The organism is Aureimonas sp. AU40 (assembly GCF_001463785.1).
GTDB lineage: Bacteria > Pseudomonadota > Alphaproteobacteria > Rhizobiales > Rhizobiaceae > Aureimonas.
This window is the reverse complement of record NZ_BBWL01000039.1, coordinates 23,327-40,814: the sequence shown is the minus strand read 5'-3', so window position 1 is coordinate 40,814 and position 17,488 is coordinate 23,327. Positions and strand designations below refer to the sequence as shown.

Below are 17,488 nucleotides of genomic sequence, written 5' to 3'. Positions count from 1 at the left end.
GTCAGGCTCCCGTCTGGCCGAGGCGGCGGCGCTCGAGATTGCGCAGGCGGCGGCGGCGGATTTCCGTGCGCATGGCGGTGAGATGCAGCGCGAAGAAGAGGGTCGAGAAGCCGGCGGCGCACACGAGCAGCGGATGGAGATAGGCCGCGTCCAGCGTCGAGCCGCCTAGGCGCAGGACGCTGGCGGGCTGGTGCAGCGTCGACCACCAGTCCACCGAGAACTTGATCACCGGGATCAGAAGGAAGCCGACCAGCACGAAGACCGCCGCCATGCGGCCCGCGCGCTGCGGCTCCTCGAAGGCGCGGGTCAGCGCGATCAGCCCGAGATAAAGAAGAAACAGGACGAAGACCGAGGTCAGCCGCGCGTCCCAGACCCACCACGTTCCCCACATGGGCCGGCCCCAGACCGAGCCGGTGAAGAGGCACAAAAACGTGAACACGGCGCCGATCGGCGCGGCGGCGCGGATCGAGACTTCGGCGATCGGATGGCGCCAGACGAGAAGGCCGAGCGCCGAGGCCGACATGACCGTCCAGCCCATCATCGCGATCCAGGCGAAGGGCACGTGGATGAAGAGAATGCGCACCGTCGCGCCCTGCTGATAGTCCTCCGGCGCCCGGAGGCCCATCGTCAACCCGATGGCCAATAGGCCCAGCGCCACGGCATAGAGCCAGGGCTGGAGGCGGCCCGACAGGTCCAGGAACCGCGTCGGGTTGGCCAGAAGCGCGAAGCGCGAGGGGCGGGCGGCAAGATCGCTCATAGGGCCTTTCTAGAACGGTTCGCAGGCGGCGGCAAACCGCCTCGCTTGCCGGCGGATGTGCGCTTTCAGCGCGCCTGGACGCGCAGCGCCATGCCGATCGAGGCGGGCATGACGGGCTCGAAGCCGAACTGGGCGTAGAGATGCCGGGCGTCGCCGTCGGCGATCAGGCTGACATAGGCGCTGTCCGGGGCGTTTTCGTGAAGCCAGTCCATCAGCGCGGCGAAGATCGCCTTGCCGATCCCCCGCCCCTGGTGCGCCGGCTCAACCGCCATGTCCACGATCTGGAAGAAGGCGCCGCCATCGCCGACCACCCGGCCCATGGCGACGGCCCGGCCTTCGAAGCGCACCACCACGGCGTGGAGCGTGTTCGGCAGCCCGCGCCGGGCGGCCTCCTCGCTCTTGGGGCTGAGGCCGGATACGGCGCGAAGGCGACGATAGTCGTCGGCCTCCGGCGTCTCGCGATGGAAGGAGTAGAGCGCGGGGTCGAAGCGAGGCATGGGTCTCTCGTCGTTCAGTCGGCGGATTGGCGAAGGGCGAGCGCGGCGGCGAGCGGGCCGAGCACGCCGTAGAAAAGCGTGAGGGCACAGAGGATCAGGAAGGGCGCGCGAAACGGCGCGAGGTCACCGATCGCCCCGTTGGTCGCGGCGACGCCGAAGATCAGGACGGGAATGGCGAGCGGCAGGGTGAGCACGGAGACGAGCACGCCGCCGCGCGGCAGACTGGCCGCCACAGCCGCGCCCACCGCCCCGATCAACACCAAAGCGGGCGTGCCGACGAGAAGCGTCAGCGCCGTCGCGCCCAGCGCCAGCGGCGGCAGGGCCAGGAGCAGGCCGAGAAAGGGCGCGGCGAGCACCAGCGGCAGGCAGGACGCGACCCAGAGCGCGGCGGATTTGGCCAGCACCACCAGCGGCAGCGGCAGCGGGCCGGCGAGAAGCAGGTCGAGCGTGCCGTCCTCGCGATCGGCCTGGAACAGGCGGTCGAGCGAGAGAAGCGTGGAAAGCAGCGCGCCGATCCAGAGAAAGGCCGGGCCGATGCGCGACAGGAGCTGGAGATCCGGCCCGACGCCGAAGGGAATGACGGCCACCACCGCCAGAAAGAACACGACGCCCGGCGCGCCGCCGCCCGACCCCGAGAGAAGCAGCGCGAGGTCGCGCCGAAACAGCGCGCCCATCAGCCGATCGCCTCCCAGGTCTCGTCGCTCTCGATGGATGATTCGAAATCGGCCGCTGTCGAGGGCGCCGGAGGCTCAAGACGGAGCGTGCGCGCCTCGGGCCCAAGATCGAGCGGCTGATGGGTGGCGGCGAGAATCAGCCCGCCCTCGGCGAGATGCAGCCGGCAAAGCCTGGCGAAACCGTCCTGCGCCTTGGCGTCCAGCGCCGTGGTCGGCTCGTCCAGCAGCCAGAGCGGGCGATGCGCGACGAGAAGCCGGGCGAGCGCGGCGCGGCGAGCCTGGCCGGCGGACAGATCGTGACAGCGAAAGGGCACAGCGCCGGGAAGGCCGACCGCCTCAAGCGCCTCTCGCGGCGACAGCGCCCGGCCGCCGAGATAGCTTTGCCAGAAGCCGAGCTCGGCGCCCGCCGTGCGCCCGCCCTTCAGGGCGTTGCGATGGCCGAGATAATGGGCGATTTCGGATGCGGAGCGGGCGGGCTCGCCACTGGCTCCGGCGAAACCCTCGACGCGAACCGCACCCGCCAGCGGCGGCAGGAGGCCGGCCAGCGTGCGCAGGAGGGTCGACTTGCCGGCGCCGTTCTCGCCGGTAACGAGCACGGCCTCGCCGGGGGCGAGCGCGAGGGTCAGGGGCGGCACCACGAGCCGGCCGGCCCGGCCACAGGCCAGCCCTTCGATCACGAGCCTGCCCGCCACGCCGGAACCACTCCTCAATCTTCCCGCGCTATGACAGGCGCCGAACATCCCGAAGCTTCGTTGTGGAGAGGCGGGAGACGAAAGGCAAGCGGCAGAACGGGATCGTCCGTCACCGGGCAAGGGGTCGTGATCGGCGAAGATGGAGCGAAGCGGGAGCGCCGGGTCGATTGCGACGCGGCGAATGCGCGAAGCCCCTTTATAGCGATTACAAACTTGCCTATAAGGCGCTCACCCACTCCAGCGACCGGCGTGGATCACATAGCGCCGATCTCACGTGCCCCGCCTCCCCGGCGAGGACTGAGGCGGACGGGCGGAAATGGTCGCACCCGCATTTTCCGAAGCACGCTTTGGCGTGCCGCGGTCGTTCGCCTTTCGGACATTTTTTGGTTCGAGAAGGAACGAGAACCCTATGTCCCACCCCGACAGCTTCAAAAGCCGCAAGACCCTCTCGGTCGACGGGAAGCCCTATGTCTATTTCGACCTGAAGGAAGCCGAGCGGAACGGCCTTTCGGGTGCCTCGCGCCTGCCCTACTCGATGAAGGTCATTCTCGAGAACCTCCTGCGCAACGAGGACGGCCGCACGGTTCTGGCCGACGACATCCGCGCCGTGGTGCAATGGCTGAACGACAAGGGTTCGGCCGGCCACGAGATCGCCTATCGCCCGGCCCGCGTCCTGATGCAGGACTTCACCGGCGTTCCGGCGGTGGTGGATCTGGCCGCCATGCGCGACGCGACCGCCAATCTCGGCGCCGACCCCAAGAAGATCAACCCGCTCGTGCCCGTCGATCTCGTGATCGACCACTCGGTCATGGTGGACTATTTCGGCAAGCCCGATTCGTTCGAGAAGAATGTCGGCGTCGAGTACGACCGCAACGGCGAGCGCTACACGTTCCTGCGCTGGGGTTCGGGCGCCTTCCAGAACTTCCGCGTCGTGCCTCCCGGCACCGGCATCTGCCACCAGGTCAATCTCGAATACCTCGCCCAGACCGTCTGGACGAAGGAAGAGAACGGCGAGACGATCGCCTATCCCGACACGCTGGTCGGCACCGACTCGCACACCACGATGGTCAACGGCCTCGCGGTTCTGGGCTGGGGCGTCGGCGGCATCGAGGCCGAGGCGGCCATGCTCGGCCAGCCGATCTCCATGCTGATCCCCGAGGTCATCGGCTTCCGCATCGACGGCAAGCTGCCCGAGGGCACAACGGCGACCGATCTCGTGCTCACCGTCACCGAGATGCTGCGCAAGAAGGGCGTCGTCGGCAAGTTCGTGGAGTTCTACGGTCCGGGCCTTGCCAACCTCACGCTGGAAGACCAAGCGACCATCGCCAACATGGCGCCGGAATACGGCGCGACCTGCGGCTTCTTCCCGGTCGACAAGGACACGATCGCCTATCTCGAGGCGACGGGGCGCGACAAGCACCGCATCGCGCTGGTGGAAGCCTATGCCAAGGCTCAAGGGATGTTCTTCGACGCCTCGTCGGAAGAGCCGATCTTCACCGACACGCTCTCGCTCGACCTTTCCACCGTCGTTCCCTCGCTCGCCGGCCCCAAGCGCCCGCAGGACCGCGTCGCCCTCACCGAGGCCGCGCCGAAGTTCCGCACCGCTCTGACCGAGCTGCAGGGCGGCCGCAAGAAGAGCGAGCTTCCCGCTTCGACCGGTGATTCGCGCTTCATGGACGAGGGCGCCACGCAGCCCGGCCAGACGCCCGAGACCGTGCGCCACCCCGTCGAGGGCGCGGACCACGGCATCTCGGACGGCGACGTCGTGATCGCCGCCATCACCTCCTGCACCAACACGTCGAACCCGAACGTGCTGGTCGCCGCCGGCCTCGTCGCCCGCAAGGCGCACGCGCTCGGCCTCAAGGTGAAGCCCTGGGTGAAGACCTCGCTGGCCCCCGGCTCCCAGGTCGTCACCGAATATCTCGAAAAGGCCGGTCTCCAGACCGATCTCGACGCGATGGGCTTCAACCTCGTCGGCTACGGCTGCACGACCTGCATCGGCAATTCCGGCCCGCTGCCGGAGGCGATCTCCGAGGCGATCAACAAGAACGACCTCGTGGCCGTCTCGGTGCTTTCGGGCAACCGCAACTTCGAAGGCCGCGTGAACCCGGACGTGCGGGCGAACTATCTCGCCTCGCCCCCGCTCGTCGTCGCCTACGCCATCGCCGGCTCGATGTTCGTGGACATCACCAAGGAGCCGCTCGGCCAGGACAAGGACGGCAAGGATGTCTTCCTCAAGGACATCTGGCCGACCACGCAGGAGATCAGCGAGATCGTCCGCAAGACGGTGACGCGCGATCTCTTCGAGAGCCGCTATTCCGACGTCTTCCGGGGCGACGAGCACTGGCAGAAGATCGACGTGTCGGGCGGCCTGACCTACGAGTGGGACGACCGTTCGACCTACGTGCAGAACCCGCCCTATTTCGAGGGCATGTCGATGACGCCGGAAGCCGTCACCGACATCAAGAACGCACGCATCCTCTCGCTCTTCCTCGACTCGATCACCACCGACCACATTTCCCCGGCCGGCTCGATCAAGAAGAACGGCCCGGCGGGCGAATATCTCGTCTCGCATCAGGTGCGCCCGATCGACTTCAACTCCTACGGCGCGCGTCGCGGCAACCATGAAGTCATGATGCGCGGCACCTTCGCCAACATCCGCATCAAGAACCAGATGGTTCCGGGCGTGGAAGGCGGCATCACCAAGCACTTCCCCTCGGGAGAGCAGCTGGCGATCTACGACGCGGCGATGAAGTACCAGCAGGACGAAGTGCCGCTGGTCGTCTTCGCCGGCAAGGAGTACGGCACGGGCTCGTCGCGCGACTGGGCGGCCAAGGGCACGGTTCTGCTCGGCGTTCGCGCCGTGATCGCGCAGAGCTTCGAGCGCATCCACCGCTCCAACCTCGTCGGCATGGGCGTCGTGCCCTTCGTCTTCCAGGAAGGCACGAGCTGGCAGACGCTCGGTCTCGTCGGCGACGAGACGGTGACGATCGAGGGCCTGACCGAGGTCAAGCCGCGCCAGACCATGAACGCCGTCATCACCCGCGCCAATGGCGAAGTGCTGACCGTTCCCCTGCTCTGCCGCATCGATACGCTGGACGAGCTGGAATACTTCAAGAACGGCGGCATCCTGCACTACGTGCTGCGCCAGCTCGCCGCCTGAGGTCACGTCCCATCCGCCCGGCCCCTTCGCGGGCCGGGCGTCTCATTTCGCCGCCGCTCCTGCACGCAGGGGCGGCGGCGTTTTCATGCGCGCACCCTCGCGCAAGCTTCACCCTCAATTGAACGGGGGAAGGCTCGCGTTCCCTGGGGTTCCTCCCGCATGGTCCCATCTGTTTTCGGGCAGGCCCCGAAGCCGAGGAGACCCCGCCCCATGACCCCGCCGAGCCTTGCCGCCCTGGCCTTCGCCGCCGCCGCGCTTGTGAGCGCCCCCAGCGCGCGCGCGGATGAGAGCGGCGCCGAGGCGACGAGCCGGACGGTGCGCGGCATCGTGGAGCTCTTCACCAGCCAGGGCTGCGCCGAATGCCCCAAGGCCGACGCGGTTCTCTCGCGCCTTGCCGCGCGGCCGGACTACGTGGCGCTGGCCTATCACGTCGATTATTGGGACTATATCGGCTGGGAGGACCCGCTCGGCTCGCGCCGCAACGCCGAGCGGCAGAAGGGCTACAGCAAGGCGATGCGGCTGGGCGGGCTATCGACGCCCCAGGCCATCGTCAACGGACAGGCTGCGCTCGGCGGCGCGGACGAGGCGGCGATCGAGCGCGCCGTCGGCGCCGCACCGCTGCCGGGCGCGGACGGCCAGCCCACCATCGAGATGCGCCTGTCCGGCGACACGCTGAGCCTTCGCGTCGCCGCCGGTCCGCAACCGGAAGGCGCCCGCCCCCCGGCGCTGATCCTGGCGACCTATGCCAAGACCACCAGCACGCAGGTCGCGCGCGGCGAGAACCAGGGTCGCCAGCTTCTCAACACCCATGCCGTGCGCGACTGGCGCGCGGTCGGGGTGATCGGCCCGGACGGGCGCCTGTCGGTGGACATGCCGCTTGGACTCCTGGCCGATCCCGACGCCGAGGCGGGCGGCTGCGTCGCGCTGATCCAGGCGATGGACAAGGACGACCGGCCGGGCCGCATCCTGGCGGCGGCGGCACTGCGCTTCTGACGTTTCTTCGAGCGACTCCCCAATCGGGAAAACATCCCTTTTTACAAGAAGATAGCGCCAGCTTCCTAGACCCGGGGCCTGAATCGCCCTCGGACGCGGCTGCGCACAAGCCACGTCCGGCGCGCCGCAAGCCTTGCCCCGGCATGGCGGTCCCGTTGCAACGCCCTTCGCCCGGTCCCATTTCCATGACAGGATGATGAAGCGCCGCGCCTCCCCCGCGCCGCGCCTCGGAGGGACAGCGATTGACCGAACCTGCAGCCGAACGCTCCGCCTCGCTGATCAATCTGGCGGAGGTGCGCAGCGCCAACAGCCTGCCGATCGTCAGCTTCGACCGCCACGAACTGGGAGAGATCCTTCGCATCTACGGGCGCATGGTGGCGGCCGGGGAATGGCGGGACTATGCGATCGACACGCTGCGCGACCGCGCCGTGTTCTCGATCTTCCGCCGCGCCTCGGAAATGCCGCTCTTCCGCATCGAGAAGGACCCCAAGCTCGCGCGGCGCCAGGGCGCCTACAGCGTGCATGCCGCCGGCGGCCTCGTCATGAAGCGCGGCCACGAGCTGTCGCAGGTGCTGCGCGTCTTCGATAAGGCGTTGAAGCTCACAGAAAGCTGAAGACACGTCTCGTCGGCGGGCCGGTTCGGCCAGGATGGCCGCGCGCCGGCCCGGCCGGGGAGCGGCGCGATGTCGCTGGTCATACCGGCCAATGGTCCGGCAGCCCGAACCCGCAGTGAAATCGGGGGGTCGGCGGCGCGCCTGTCATTCCGCCCCACAAGGCCGGCTCTCCCGAGGGTGAGATTCAACGCTTCTTCACCATCCGGATTGAGGCGGTGGATACCGTTGGTCCCCTATGGCTTTCGGTATGGCAGCCTTCATCCTTCTCGCATCGCAGCATTCCCTCGGATTCGTCCTGACGGCCGCCGCCATCTGCGTGGTGGCAGGTTGGCTTCTGGCGGTGCTTCTGGATGCGGCCGAGGCGGGCGAAGGTGCGGTTCGCCGCCGCTGGCAATGGGCCGTGGCGGCGGTGGCCGGGCTCGGCGTCTGGACCACGCATTTCATCGCCATGCTCGGCTACCGCGCCGATCTGCTGCTCAGCTACAACGGGTCGGAAACGGCCCTGTCGGCCCTCATCTCGGTTCTCGCCGTGGGCGTGCCGCTGGCGCTTTCGGTCTCCTTTTCGTCGCTCCGCGCGCGGGTTCTCCTCGGCGCGCTCGGGGGCTTGGGCATCGGCGCCATGCACTATGCCGGCATGTCCGCGATCGAAGGCTGCTCGCAGGCGATCGCGGGACCCGTGGTGGTGCTCGCCTACGGCATGGGCGGCCTGTGCCTTGCGACGGCTCGCGGCCTGCCCCGCGCGATGCGTCATCCCGCCCTGGTCTGCCTTCTCGTCACACTCGGGGTCTGCGGCGCGCATTTCATCTCGATCGCCGGCGTCTCGCTCATGCCTCATGGCGACCGACTGGCGATCGCGGGCGAGAACGTCACGCTCAGCATCTTCACCGCCGCCGGCGCCGTGGTTCTCTTCGTCGGCGCCATCCTGGCCCTGCTGACGGCGCGGCGCTTCGAGGAGCAGAAGCTCGCGCACGCGCAGATTCTCTCCACAGCGCTTCACAACATGTCGAACGGGCTGGTCTTCATCGACAACCAGAACCGGATCGGCCTGTTCAACACGCGCTTCCTTGAGCTGTTCGCCCTGGGCGAGCGTTCCCTCAGCAACGGCATGTCGGTCCTGTCCTTTCTCAGCGTGGTCGGGCGGGCCAACAACTGGTCGGCCGACAAGCAGACCGACGTGAACCAGCGCATCCTGGAGCGCATTCGTTCCGGCACGCTGCGGCGCACGGAATGCGCCATGTCCGGGGGGCGCATTCTGGAAATCGAAAGCCGCCCGGTGCAGGGCGGCGGCACGGTGCTGATCTTCGACGACGTGACGAGCACCCGAAAGGCGCAGCAGCAGATCTCGCATATGGTCTTCCACGACCCGCTGACGGGCCTCGCCAACCGGCGCGGCCTGCAGGCGCGTATGGAGGCGGGGCTGGAGCCCGCCGAGCGGTGGCATCTCCTGCTTCTGGATCTCGATCGCTTCAAGCCGGTGAACGACACCTATGGCCATGCGATGGGCGACCAGCTCCTCGTGCAGGTCGCCGGGCGCCTTCGGGTGATCCTGGCCGAGGCCGACTTCGTCGCCCGCATCGGCGGCGACGAGTTGGCCATCCTCCTGGCGGGAGACGCCGCGACGGCGCGCGAAACGGCGGAAGGCATCGTCTCCACGCTGTCCGTGCCCTTCATGGTGGGCGACACGATGCTGTCCATCGGCTGCTCGATCGGCATCTGCGGCGCGCACGAGGCGGCCGACGCCGACCTTCTCATGCAGCAGACCGACATCGCGCTCTACGAGGCCAAGCGCCAGGGCCGTGGCTGCGCGGTCGCCTATCTCTCCGGCATGATGGAGGCGGTTGCTGAGCGCAACCAGCTGGAGCGCGACATGCGCCAGGCGCTGGCGCAGGGCGCCTTCCACCTCGCCTACCAGCCGCTCCTTTCGCTTTCGAGCGATGCGGTGATCGGCTACGAGGCGTTGATCCGCTGGAACCATCCCACCCTCGGCCCCATCTCGCCCGCGCGCTTCATTCCGCTCGCCGAGGAGATCGGCCTGATCGTCGGGATCGGCGAATGGGTGCTGCGGGAAGCCTGCCGCGAGGCCGCGACCTGGGACAGCGCGCTGCACATCTCGGTCAACGTCTCGCCCGTGCAGCTGCGCTCGCCGCAGCTCATGGCGCATGTGACGCGGGCGCTGGCGGCCAGCGGCCTGACGGCGGCGCGGCTGGAGGTGGAGCTGACCGAGACCGCCATGGTCGAGGACGGTCCGGCCATCGCCCATATGCTCGCCTCGCTGCGGGAGATGGGCATTCGCGTGGCGATGGATGATTTCGGAACGGGCTTCTCCTCGCTCGCCCATCTCCGCGACTTCCCGCTCGACCGGATCAAGATCGACCGGTCCTTCGTGGCGAGCGCGGACACCGATGCGAACTCGCTGGCGGTGCTCACCGCCATCGTCCAGCTCGGCAGGGCGCTGTCCATCCCGACGCTGGCGGAAGGCATCGAGACGGAAACGCAGCTGGCGCTCCTGCGCCGCATCGGCTGCGACGCCGGCCAGGGCTATCTGCTCGGTCGCCCCGAGCCGCGCCTGCGAGAGAGCCAACCGCTCGTCGCCGACGCGGCCTGACACCCGGCCTCCCCCGCCCTCACAGCGAGCGAAGCCGGCGCGCGGGGTTCAAGCCGCGCGAGGCGTGGCCGGGGCGATCAAAGCCTCTCCGACTACGACAGGGTGCCGGGATAGACGCTTTCGTCCGGGACCGTGCTCTTGCCGCCGTTCAACGGGTACTGCATCAGCACCGTGTCGATCCAGCGGCCGAACTTGAAGCCGGAGCCCTCGAACAGGCCGATCCGCGCGAAGCCGAGCTTCTCGTGCAGACGGATCGAGCCGTGATTGTCGGCCCCGCCGATCACCGCGATCATCTGGCGGAAGCCCTTGGCCTGGCAAAGCTCCAGGAGCCGGCCGAGCAGCGCCGTGCCGATGCCCTGCCCCTGCGCCTCGGGCGCGAGATAGATCGAATCCTCCACCGACCAACGATAGGCCGGCCGAGCCCGGAACGGGCCGGCATAGGCATAGGCGACGACCTCGCCAGCCGCGTCGCAGGCGACGAGATAGGGATAGTCCTGCCGCGTCAGGCCGAGAAAGCGCGCCGTCATCTCCGTCTCGTCGGGGGGAACCAGCTCGTAGGTCGCCGTGCCGTGCAAGACGGCGTGCTCGTAGATCCGGCAGATCGCGGGAATATCGGCCAGGCTGGCTTCGCGAAGGGTGAACGCGCTCATGGAGGGGATGCCTTACTCATTCGAAACGGCGCGACCATAGGCGCGGCGGCCCGGCGGCTCAATGCGTCGAATGACGGAGGCTGGGGCGTCGAACGCGCACAAAAAAGGGCGGCCCGAGAGCCGCCCTTTCACCGTATCGATCCTGTCGGCTTAGCCGCTCAGTTGCGGCTGGAGCCGAGGAACTGAAGCAGGAACATGAACATGTTGATGAAGTTCAGGTAGAGCGACAGCGCTCCCATGATGGCCTTGCGGCCCGCGACCAGCGTGTCGTCGCCTTCGAAGTACATGTCCTTGATGCGCTGCGTGTCCCAGGCTGTGAGGCCGGCGAAGACGAGCACGCCCACGGCCGAGATGGCGAAGCCCAGCGCCGAGGAGGCGAGGAAGACGTTCACCAGCATGGCGATGATGAGGCCGAAAAGGCCCATCACCAGGAACGAGCCCATGCCCGACAGGTCCCGCTTCGTCGTGTAGCCGAAGAGCGACAGCGCGCCGAAGGCGGCGGCCGTGACGAAGAACACCTGCACGATCGATTCCTGCGTGTAGACGAGGAAGATCGTGGAGAGCGACAGGCCGACCAGCGCGGCATAGGACCAGAAGGTCGCCTGCGCGGCCCCCGTGCTCATGCGGTGGATGCGGAAGGACAGGAACATCACCAGCGCAAGCGGGGCGAACATCAGCACCCAACGCAGCGGCGTCGTGAAGACGGTGGCGCCGAGCTGCGTCAGCATCACGCCGTTGACCGCGCCGACCGCCAGCGAAGGATCGCTCGTGGTCGCGGCGGAGAAGAGGCCGTAGGCGGCGATGCCGGTCAAGGCGAGGCCGATGGCCATGAGATTGTAGACCCGGAGCATGTAGCTCCGGAGGCCCTGGTCGATGGCGACGTCGGCGCGGCCCCGCGACAGGGGGACGCTGCGAACGCCGCTGTTCCACTTGTCAGCCATGGACAGTCTCCTTTTTCGGTGTCCCGTGTTGTCCGGGGTCCCGTGGGGGTCGGCCTCGAAAAGCCTGGCTCCGCTGGCGGGACGCCCAGCAAGCCCTTGGCCCCAAATATGCGAAGCATCGGCCTCGCTCACAAGAGACGCAACGCTCAGGGCGGCGGATTCGGCGCCCCAGTGCCATTAAATTTCCGTCATTCGGCCGGTTTCGGCTCCCAATCCGCCCTTTCTACAACTCCCGCAGGACGGGCGCCGCCTTTTGGCCGAGCACCCGCCACGTGCCGGCGAGGCCGAAGCCCACGGTCAGAACCAGCGCCACGACGAGAACGGTGAGCGCGATGCCGCCGTCGAAGCTGAAGGGCAGCTGCATGACGCGGGCGAGCACGTACCAGGCCGCGAGCGCCCCGGCGCCGATGGCGAAGAGGGCCGTCGCCGCGCCCAGCGTCAGATATTCCGTGACATAGGCCCGGATCAGGACCGAGCGCGTCGCGCCCAGCGTCTTCAGCACCACGGCGTCGTGGACGCGGGTCCGATTGCCCGCCGCGAGCGCGCCCGACAGAACGAGAACCGAGGCCACCAGCGCCACGGCCGCCGCCGCGCGGATGGCGAGCGCCAACTGCGCGACCAGCGCGTTCACCGCATCCAGCGCATCCTTCACCCGCACCGTCGTCACCGCCGGGAAGCTGTTGGAAATGCCGCGCAGGACAGCGCGCTCTCCGTCACTGGAGGCCTGCGGCATGTCCAGCGTCGCCAGCCACGCATGGGGCGCGCCGGCGAACGTGTTGGGCGAGAAGACCATGACGAAGTTGATCGACAGCGATTCCCATTCCACCGCGCGGAAATTGGCGATGCGCGCGGTGATCTCGCGGCCGAGCACGTTGACGGTCACCGTCTCGCCGAGCTTCAGGCCGAGCTCCCCTCCCTCCTTGGCGGAGAAGGAAACCTGCGGCTCGCCGGTATAGTCGGCGGGCCACCAGACCCCTTGCGTCAGTGTCGTGTTCTCGGGCGGGGCGGCGGAATAGGTGACGCCCCGGTCGCCGCGCAGCACCCAGGCGCCTTCAGGCGGCACCTGAAGCTGCGCCACGTCCGTGCCGTTCAGCTTCACGATGCGCCCGCGCAGCATGGGCACGGCGTCGAGCGTCGAACCCGGCGCAAGCTCCTGTATCCGCTGGCGGAACGGATCGACCTCGGTGGACTGGATGTCGACGAAGAAGAAGTTCGGCGCGCGGGCGGCCAGCCCCGTGCCGATCTCGCGGCGCAGCGCCGTGTCGATCGTCGCCAGCGTGACGAGCAGCGTCAGCCCGAGGCCGAGCGACAGGACTACGGAATGGGTGAGCGCGCCGGGCCGGTGGATATTGCCGATGGCAAGGCGCAGCGGCGTGGAGCGCACGCGCGGCAGGCGCGCCGCGATCGCGCGGATGGCGATCGAGACGAGACGCAGGACCACGAAGGCGACGGCGGTGGCGACGAGGAAGACGCCGGCAATGCGCTTGTCGCTCGCCATCAGGAAGGCGAGACCGGCAAGGCCCAGCGCCAGGACGCCCGCCGCCAGCGCGTAGCTTAGGCGTGTGCGCAACGCGCCCGGCCCCTCGTTGGAGCGGAACAGGGCGGTGGCCGCCACATCGCGCGTTCGGCCGAGCGGCAGGATGGCGAAGGCGAAGGCGGTGAGGAAGCCGAAGGCGGTGGCAAGCAGAAGCGCGCCGGGATAGACCGAGGGCTGCGTCGAGACCGGGATATAGGCTTCCAGAAAACCCGCCGCCGCGAAGGGCGCGAGCGCGCCCAAGACGAGGCCGGCCGCGATGCCGACCGCGGCGAGCAGGCCGATCTGGATGAGATAGATCCAGACCACGAAGCCGCCGCCGGCGCCCAGACTCTTGAACGTGGCGATGACCTGCCGCTTGCCGTCGAGATAGGCCGAGACGGCATTGGCGATGCCGACGCCCCCGACGATCAGCGCGGTGAGGCCGACCAGCGTCAGGAACTGCGAGAAGCGGTCGATGCTGCGCTGAAGCGAGGGAGCGGCTTCGCGCGCGTCGCGGATGCTCCATCCCGCCTGCGGAAAGGCGGCGTTGGCCTGCGCTTCCACATCGGCCGGGTCGGTGTTCGGGTCAGTGAAGCGAAGCTTGTAGTCGTATTCCACCAGCGAGCCCGGCTGGATCAGCCCGCTCGCCTTCAGCGCCTCGTTGGCGACCAGAAGGCGCGGGGCGAAGATGAAGCCGTCCGACAGGACGTCTGGCTCGCGCAGGAGCCGACCGCGCAGTTCGACCTCGAGACCACCGATCAGCACCGTCGCGCCGGGCTCGATGCCGAGCCGATCGAAGAATTCCGGCGCGGCGAGCGCGCCATAGCGCCCGTTCCGCTCGGCCAGAAGATCGGCGAGGGGGGCAGCGGGCGCGCTTTCCACCGCGCCATAGAGCGGGTAGCGCGCGTCCACTGCCTTGATCTCGGACAGGGTCTGGTTCGTGCCGTCCGGCAGCCGCGCCATGGAGCGCAGATTGGCGCTCTGCGCCACGGTGCCGAAGCGGGCGAGGAACGCCTGCTCCGCCTCGCCGGCCTCGCGGCCGTTGAGGCCGAAGCGCATGTCGCCGCCGAGAATCGTGCGCCCCTCACGCTCGATGCCCGTGGTCATCATCTCGGACACGGAATTGACCGCCGCGATGGAGGCGACGCCCAGCGTCAGGCACAGGAGAAAGATGACGAAGCCGCGCACGCCGCCGCGCATCTCGCGCAAGGCAAAGCGCCAGGCGAGCTTCAGCGAGCCGGCCGGGCGGCCCTCCCCGGACGCGGCGAGACCCGCCGGGGCGACGTCCGCGCGGCTCACAGGGCCGGCCCCGCGACGGCGGCTTCCGGCCGGGCCGGCGCGGCGCCCCCGCTTTCGATGACGCCCGAGCGCACCGCGACCTCGCGCCCGCAGCGTGCCGCCAGCGTCTTGTCATGGGTCACGAGGATCATGGTCATGCCGCGTCGCTTCTGCTCGGCAAACAGAAGGTCGGCGATCTGAGCGCCCGTCTCGGCGTCGAGATTGCCGGTCGGCTCGTCGGCGATCAGGAGCGCCGGCTCGGGGGCGAGCGCGCGGGCCAGCGCCACACGCTGCTGCTCGCCGCCCGACAATTCACCGGGATAATGCGTGACGCGCGCCCCGAGGCCCACGGCGCGGAGCTCGGCCTCGGCGCGCTCGAAGGCGTTGGCCCGGCCCGCGAGTTCCAGGGGCACCGCGACGTTTTCCATCGCCGTCATGTTGGGAATGAGATGGAAGGACTGGAAGACGATGCCCACATGGCGGCCGCGAAAGGCGGCGAGCTTGTCTTCGCTCAAGGATCGCAGCGACTGGCCGGAAATCACCACCTCGCCCTCGTCGGCGCGCTCCAGCCCGGCCAGCACCATGAGCAGCGTCGACTTGCCCGAGCCGGAGGGGCCGACGATGCCGACGCTTTCGCCGGCCGCCACGTCGAGGTCGATGCCCTTCAGCACATGCACCGCGCCCCGGCCCTGGCCGAGCGTCAGATGAACCTTTCGTAATCGGATCGCCGGTTCTGCCACGCGCCTTGCCTTCCTATATGCCGATGCGAGCCGGGGCCTTGGGGCCGCTTGGCGCGTTCGACGAAATCTCGCAGTTGCTAAGATATGGATGGCAGATGGGTCGGTTCCAATCGCTTCTCGCCTTCGTGACGATCGGCCTCGGGGTCTGCGGCGCTCTCGCGCCCGCCCGGGCCGCGCCGGCGGAGATCGTCGCCTTCGGCGACAGCCTCTCGGCGGGCTACGGCGTCGGCCCCGGCGAATCCTTTCCCGAGCAGCTGCAGGCGGCGCTCGGCAAGGCGGGCGTCGAGGCCGTGGTCGCCAATGCCGGCGTCTCGGGCGACACGACCACGGGAGGCCTTGCGCGCCTCGACTGGTCGGTGCCCCAGAGTGCCGACCTCGTGATCGTGGAGCTCGGTGCCAACGATGCGCTGCGCGGCATTTCGCCCGACGTCACGAAGCGCAATCTGGACGAGATCCTGAAGCGCCTCAGCGCGCGGCCGGGCACCCGCGTCCTTCTCGCCGGTATGATCGCCCCGCCCAACATGGGCGAGGATTATGCCAAGCGCTTCAACCCGATCTATGCTGAGCTCGCGCAGAAATACGCCGTTGCCTATTACCCTTTCTTCCTCGACGGCGTCGCCTCCGTCGCGGCGCTGAACCAGGCCGACTACATGCACCCCAACAAAGACGGCGTGGCGATCGTGGTGGAGCGCATGCTGCCGCTGGTGCAAGCGACGCTGGCGAAGCCGAAGGGCTGAGGGGCTGGGGCGAGCGCGCCGACCGGCGGATTTCGAACCCTCTTCGCTCGGTCTGCTGACAAAAGGTTCGACGTCGCTTCTATGGCACTGCTGTCATGCGGTAAGATGAATTCATAGTGCCGCGAAACTATCCAGCAAAACCGGTTTTGCATCTTTCAGCATTTGCCGACCGAACCTGTTCCATGAAGATGTGGGAGGCAGGCATGCAGGCATCATCAATAGTCTGGCTGGGTTTTGCCTTGGGTGCGGGCGTCGTCTCCGCACAGGCTCAGGCGCTTGGAACGTCCAGCGGGCTCGGAACCTCTTCTTCCGGCGGTAGCGGCATTCAAAGTAGCATCACCGGCTCTTCCGCACCGGGCGGCAGCTGGCCTCCATCGCCATGGCCCCCTTCCTTGGGGAACGCGACCAATGTCGTCGGTTCCGAACGCGGCTCGACGCAGCAGCGAGCGACCGAGGGATCGAGTTCCGTCAGCAGTGCCAATGCCGATGCCGTGGCCAGATCCGGGAATTTCGGCGCGGCCACGACGATCGGCGGTCGCACCGCGTCGTCATCGGGCCGTGCCGGCAGCACGTTCCAGAGCATCGCGGGGACAGGACCGGAATCCCTTTACAACATCCCCAGTCCCATCGTCAGCGTGGACTTGGACGGCATTCGAAAGGCGGTCAAACTGGGACCGAACGCGACCCCCGACTCGCGCGGGAACTGACGACCGCGAAGCCCTCCCGCTTCGGGGTGTCCCCCCTGCTTTTCGATCCGGCTCCTTTGGGATTGCACTGAGCGAACAAACGCGTCGGCTCGCTCATGAGCTCGAAGACGAGTGATCGCCTTCCGTCTCCCATGTCAGACGCGATCCATACTGTCGAAATGCAGCCTGAGCCTCAGACCCGCCGCAGGCGCAGGTCGACGCCAACTTCGGTGGCGAGCCGGTAGAGGGCTCGGTCGGCGGCGGCCAGGCTCTGTGCGAAGCGCTCTTCGGCCGCTTCGCGGGTGAGCGAGGCCATGTCGCCGCCGGGATGGCGAAGCTCGGCCGTCACCTCGCCGTCCTCGAAATGCAGCTGCGCCTGATGCCGACGGGCGATCTTCTGCATCGCGACATTGCCGCTGAGGCACTGGAGCGTGAAGCGGCGCAGGCCGGAATTGCGGGCCGTGTCCACCAGACTGGCGAAGAGCCGCGCGCCGTGGCCCTGCCCCTGCCAGGGCTGCTCCAGGCTGAAGGCGGCCTCGGGCAGCGGCGAGCGGATGGCCCGCAGTTCCGCCGCGCCGCGCAGCGTGCCGTCCATGAAGACGCCCTTCAGCACGCTGTCGTCGCCCAGAGCGCCTTCGGCATAGCGCGCAAGCACGGCGTCGCCGACAGCCGAGCCGAAGCGCATGCGCCGGGATTCGGCGTCGAGCCGCAGGAGATGGGCGGCGAAGTCGGCGCGATCGGAGCGGCGCAGGCGCCGGATGTGGCTCCTGTTCTCCCACGGGGCGGAACGGTCGGACGAATGAGTGAGTGACATCGCAAACGGCACAAGAGGGGCGTCGGCGTCATCGCCGGGTCAACCCTTGGTTAAGTGTGCAGCGCAGCAACAGCAACGGGAGGACACGCATGGGTGCCATGCGCCACCTTGAAGTCAGCCCCATGTGATGA

General features: G+C 68.3%; 15 protein-coding genes. 6 read left to right on the top strand and 9 right to left on the bottom strand.

Going from position 1 to position 17,488, the window contains the following annotated elements; all coding sequences use genetic code 11:
• Position 1 precedes the first annotated feature (1 nt).
• The 4 genes from AUL32_RS12910 to ccmA form a co-directional block, all read right to left on the bottom strand.
• The gene (locus AUL32_RS12910) at positions 2-757 is read right to left on the bottom strand and encodes a heme ABC transporter permease (RefSeq protein WP_062115608.1); all 756 of its coding nucleotides are present in this window, start codon (positions 755-757) and stop codon (positions 2-4) included.
• Positions 758-822: 65 nt separating this feature from the next.
• Positions 823-1,254, bottom strand: a complete 432-nt coding sequence (locus AUL32_RS12905; RefSeq protein ID WP_062115606.1) for a GNAT family N-acetyltransferase — start codon at positions 1,252-1,254, stop codon at positions 823-825.
• 14 nt (positions 1,255-1,268) lie between these two features.
• Positions 1,269-1,928 carry a heme exporter protein CcmB gene (gene ccmB / locus AUL32_RS12900; RefSeq protein ID WP_061973486.1) on the bottom strand — a complete coding sequence of 220 codons (660 nt, stop codon included), beginning with the start codon at positions 1,926-1,928 and terminating at the stop codon, positions 1,269-1,271.
• Positions 1,928-2,620 (bottom strand): heme ABC exporter ATP-binding protein CcmA, encoded by a 693-nt coding sequence (ccmA, locus tag AUL32_RS12895; RefSeq protein WP_244497861.1) that lies wholly within the window; start codon positions 2,618-2,620, stop codon positions 1,928-1,930. The genes ccmB and ccmA overlap by 1 nt, the downstream gene beginning before the upstream one ends.
• Before the next feature lie 409 nt (positions 2,621-3,029).
• Between ccmA and acnA the strand changes: the two genes are divergently transcribed.
• The 4 genes from acnA to AUL32_RS12875 all read left to right on the top strand — a co-directional run bounded on the left by acnA (position 3,030) and on the right by AUL32_RS12875 (position 9,995).
• Positions 3,030-5,783, top strand: a complete 2,754-nt coding sequence (acnA, locus tag AUL32_RS12890) for an aconitate hydratase AcnA (protein ID WP_062115602.1) — start codon at positions 3,030-3,032, stop codon at positions 5,781-5,783.
• 210 nt (positions 5,784-5,993) lie between these two features.
• Positions 5,994-6,776 carry a DUF1223 domain-containing protein gene (locus tag AUL32_RS12885; protein ID WP_062115598.1) on the top strand — a complete coding sequence of 261 codons (783 nt, stop codon included), beginning with the start codon at positions 5,994-5,996 and terminating at the stop codon, positions 6,774-6,776.
• 275 nt (positions 6,777-7,051) lie between these two features.
• Positions 7,052-7,390 (top strand): DUF2794 domain-containing protein, encoded by a 339-nt coding sequence (locus AUL32_RS12880; protein WP_374700955.1) that lies wholly within the window; start codon positions 7,052-7,054, stop codon positions 7,388-7,390.
• 247 nt (positions 7,391-7,637) lie between these two features.
• The gene (locus tag AUL32_RS12875) at positions 7,638-9,995 is read left to right on the top strand and encodes a bifunctional diguanylate cyclase/phosphodiesterase (protein WP_062115815.1); all 2,358 of its coding nucleotides are present in this window, start codon (positions 7,638-7,640) and stop codon (positions 9,993-9,995) included.
• Positions 9,996-10,087: 92 nt separating this feature from the next.
• Here AUL32_RS12875 and AUL32_RS12870 read toward each other — a convergent pair whose 3' ends face one another.
• The 4 genes from AUL32_RS12870 to AUL32_RS12855 form a co-directional block, all read right to left on the bottom strand.
• Positions 10,088-10,645 carry a GNAT family N-acetyltransferase gene (locus tag AUL32_RS12870; protein ID WP_062115596.1) on the bottom strand — a complete coding sequence of 186 codons (558 nt, stop codon included), beginning with the start codon at positions 10,643-10,645 and terminating at the stop codon, positions 10,088-10,090.
• A gap of 158 nt (positions 10,646-10,803) precedes the next feature.
• Positions 10,804-11,586: a Bax inhibitor-1/YccA family protein gene (locus AUL32_RS12865; RefSeq protein ID WP_061973475.1), complete on the bottom strand. Its 783-nt coding sequence runs from the start codon at positions 11,584-11,586 to the stop codon at positions 10,804-10,806.
• A 223-nt stretch (positions 11,587-11,809) separates the two neighbouring features.
• On the bottom strand, positions 11,810-14,302 hold the full coding sequence (locus AUL32_RS12860) for an ABC transporter permease (RefSeq protein WP_156421463.1): 2,493 nt from the start codon (positions 14,300-14,302) through the stop codon (positions 11,810-11,812).
• A 95-nt stretch (positions 14,303-14,397) separates the two neighbouring features.
• Positions 14,398-15,120, bottom strand: coding sequence for an ABC transporter ATP-binding protein (locus tag AUL32_RS12855; RefSeq protein ID WP_062115590.1), 723 nt, complete (start codon positions 15,118-15,120; stop codon positions 14,398-14,400).
• A gap of 95 nt (positions 15,121-15,215) precedes the next feature.
• Between AUL32_RS12855 and AUL32_RS12850 the strand changes: the two genes are divergently transcribed.
• Both AUL32_RS12850 and AUL32_RS25260 read left to right on the top strand, forming a co-directional pair.
• Positions 15,216-15,857 carry an arylesterase gene (locus AUL32_RS12850; RefSeq protein WP_062115587.1) on the top strand — a complete coding sequence of 214 codons (642 nt, stop codon included), beginning with the start codon at positions 15,216-15,218 and terminating at the stop codon, positions 15,855-15,857.
• Between the two features lie 182 nt (positions 15,858-16,039).
• The gene (locus AUL32_RS25260; RefSeq protein WP_156421456.1) at positions 16,040-16,564 is read left to right on the top strand and encodes a hypothetical protein; all 525 of its coding nucleotides are present in this window, start codon (positions 16,040-16,042) and stop codon (positions 16,562-16,564) included.
• 172 nt (positions 16,565-16,736) lie between these two features.
• Here AUL32_RS25260 and AUL32_RS12840 read toward each other — a convergent pair whose 3' ends face one another.
• The gene (locus tag AUL32_RS12840; RefSeq protein WP_062115582.1) at positions 16,737-17,357 is read right to left on the bottom strand and encodes a GNAT family N-acetyltransferase; all 621 of its coding nucleotides are present in this window, start codon (positions 17,355-17,357) and stop codon (positions 16,737-16,739) included.
• Positions 17,358-17,488 lie beyond the last annotated feature (131 nt).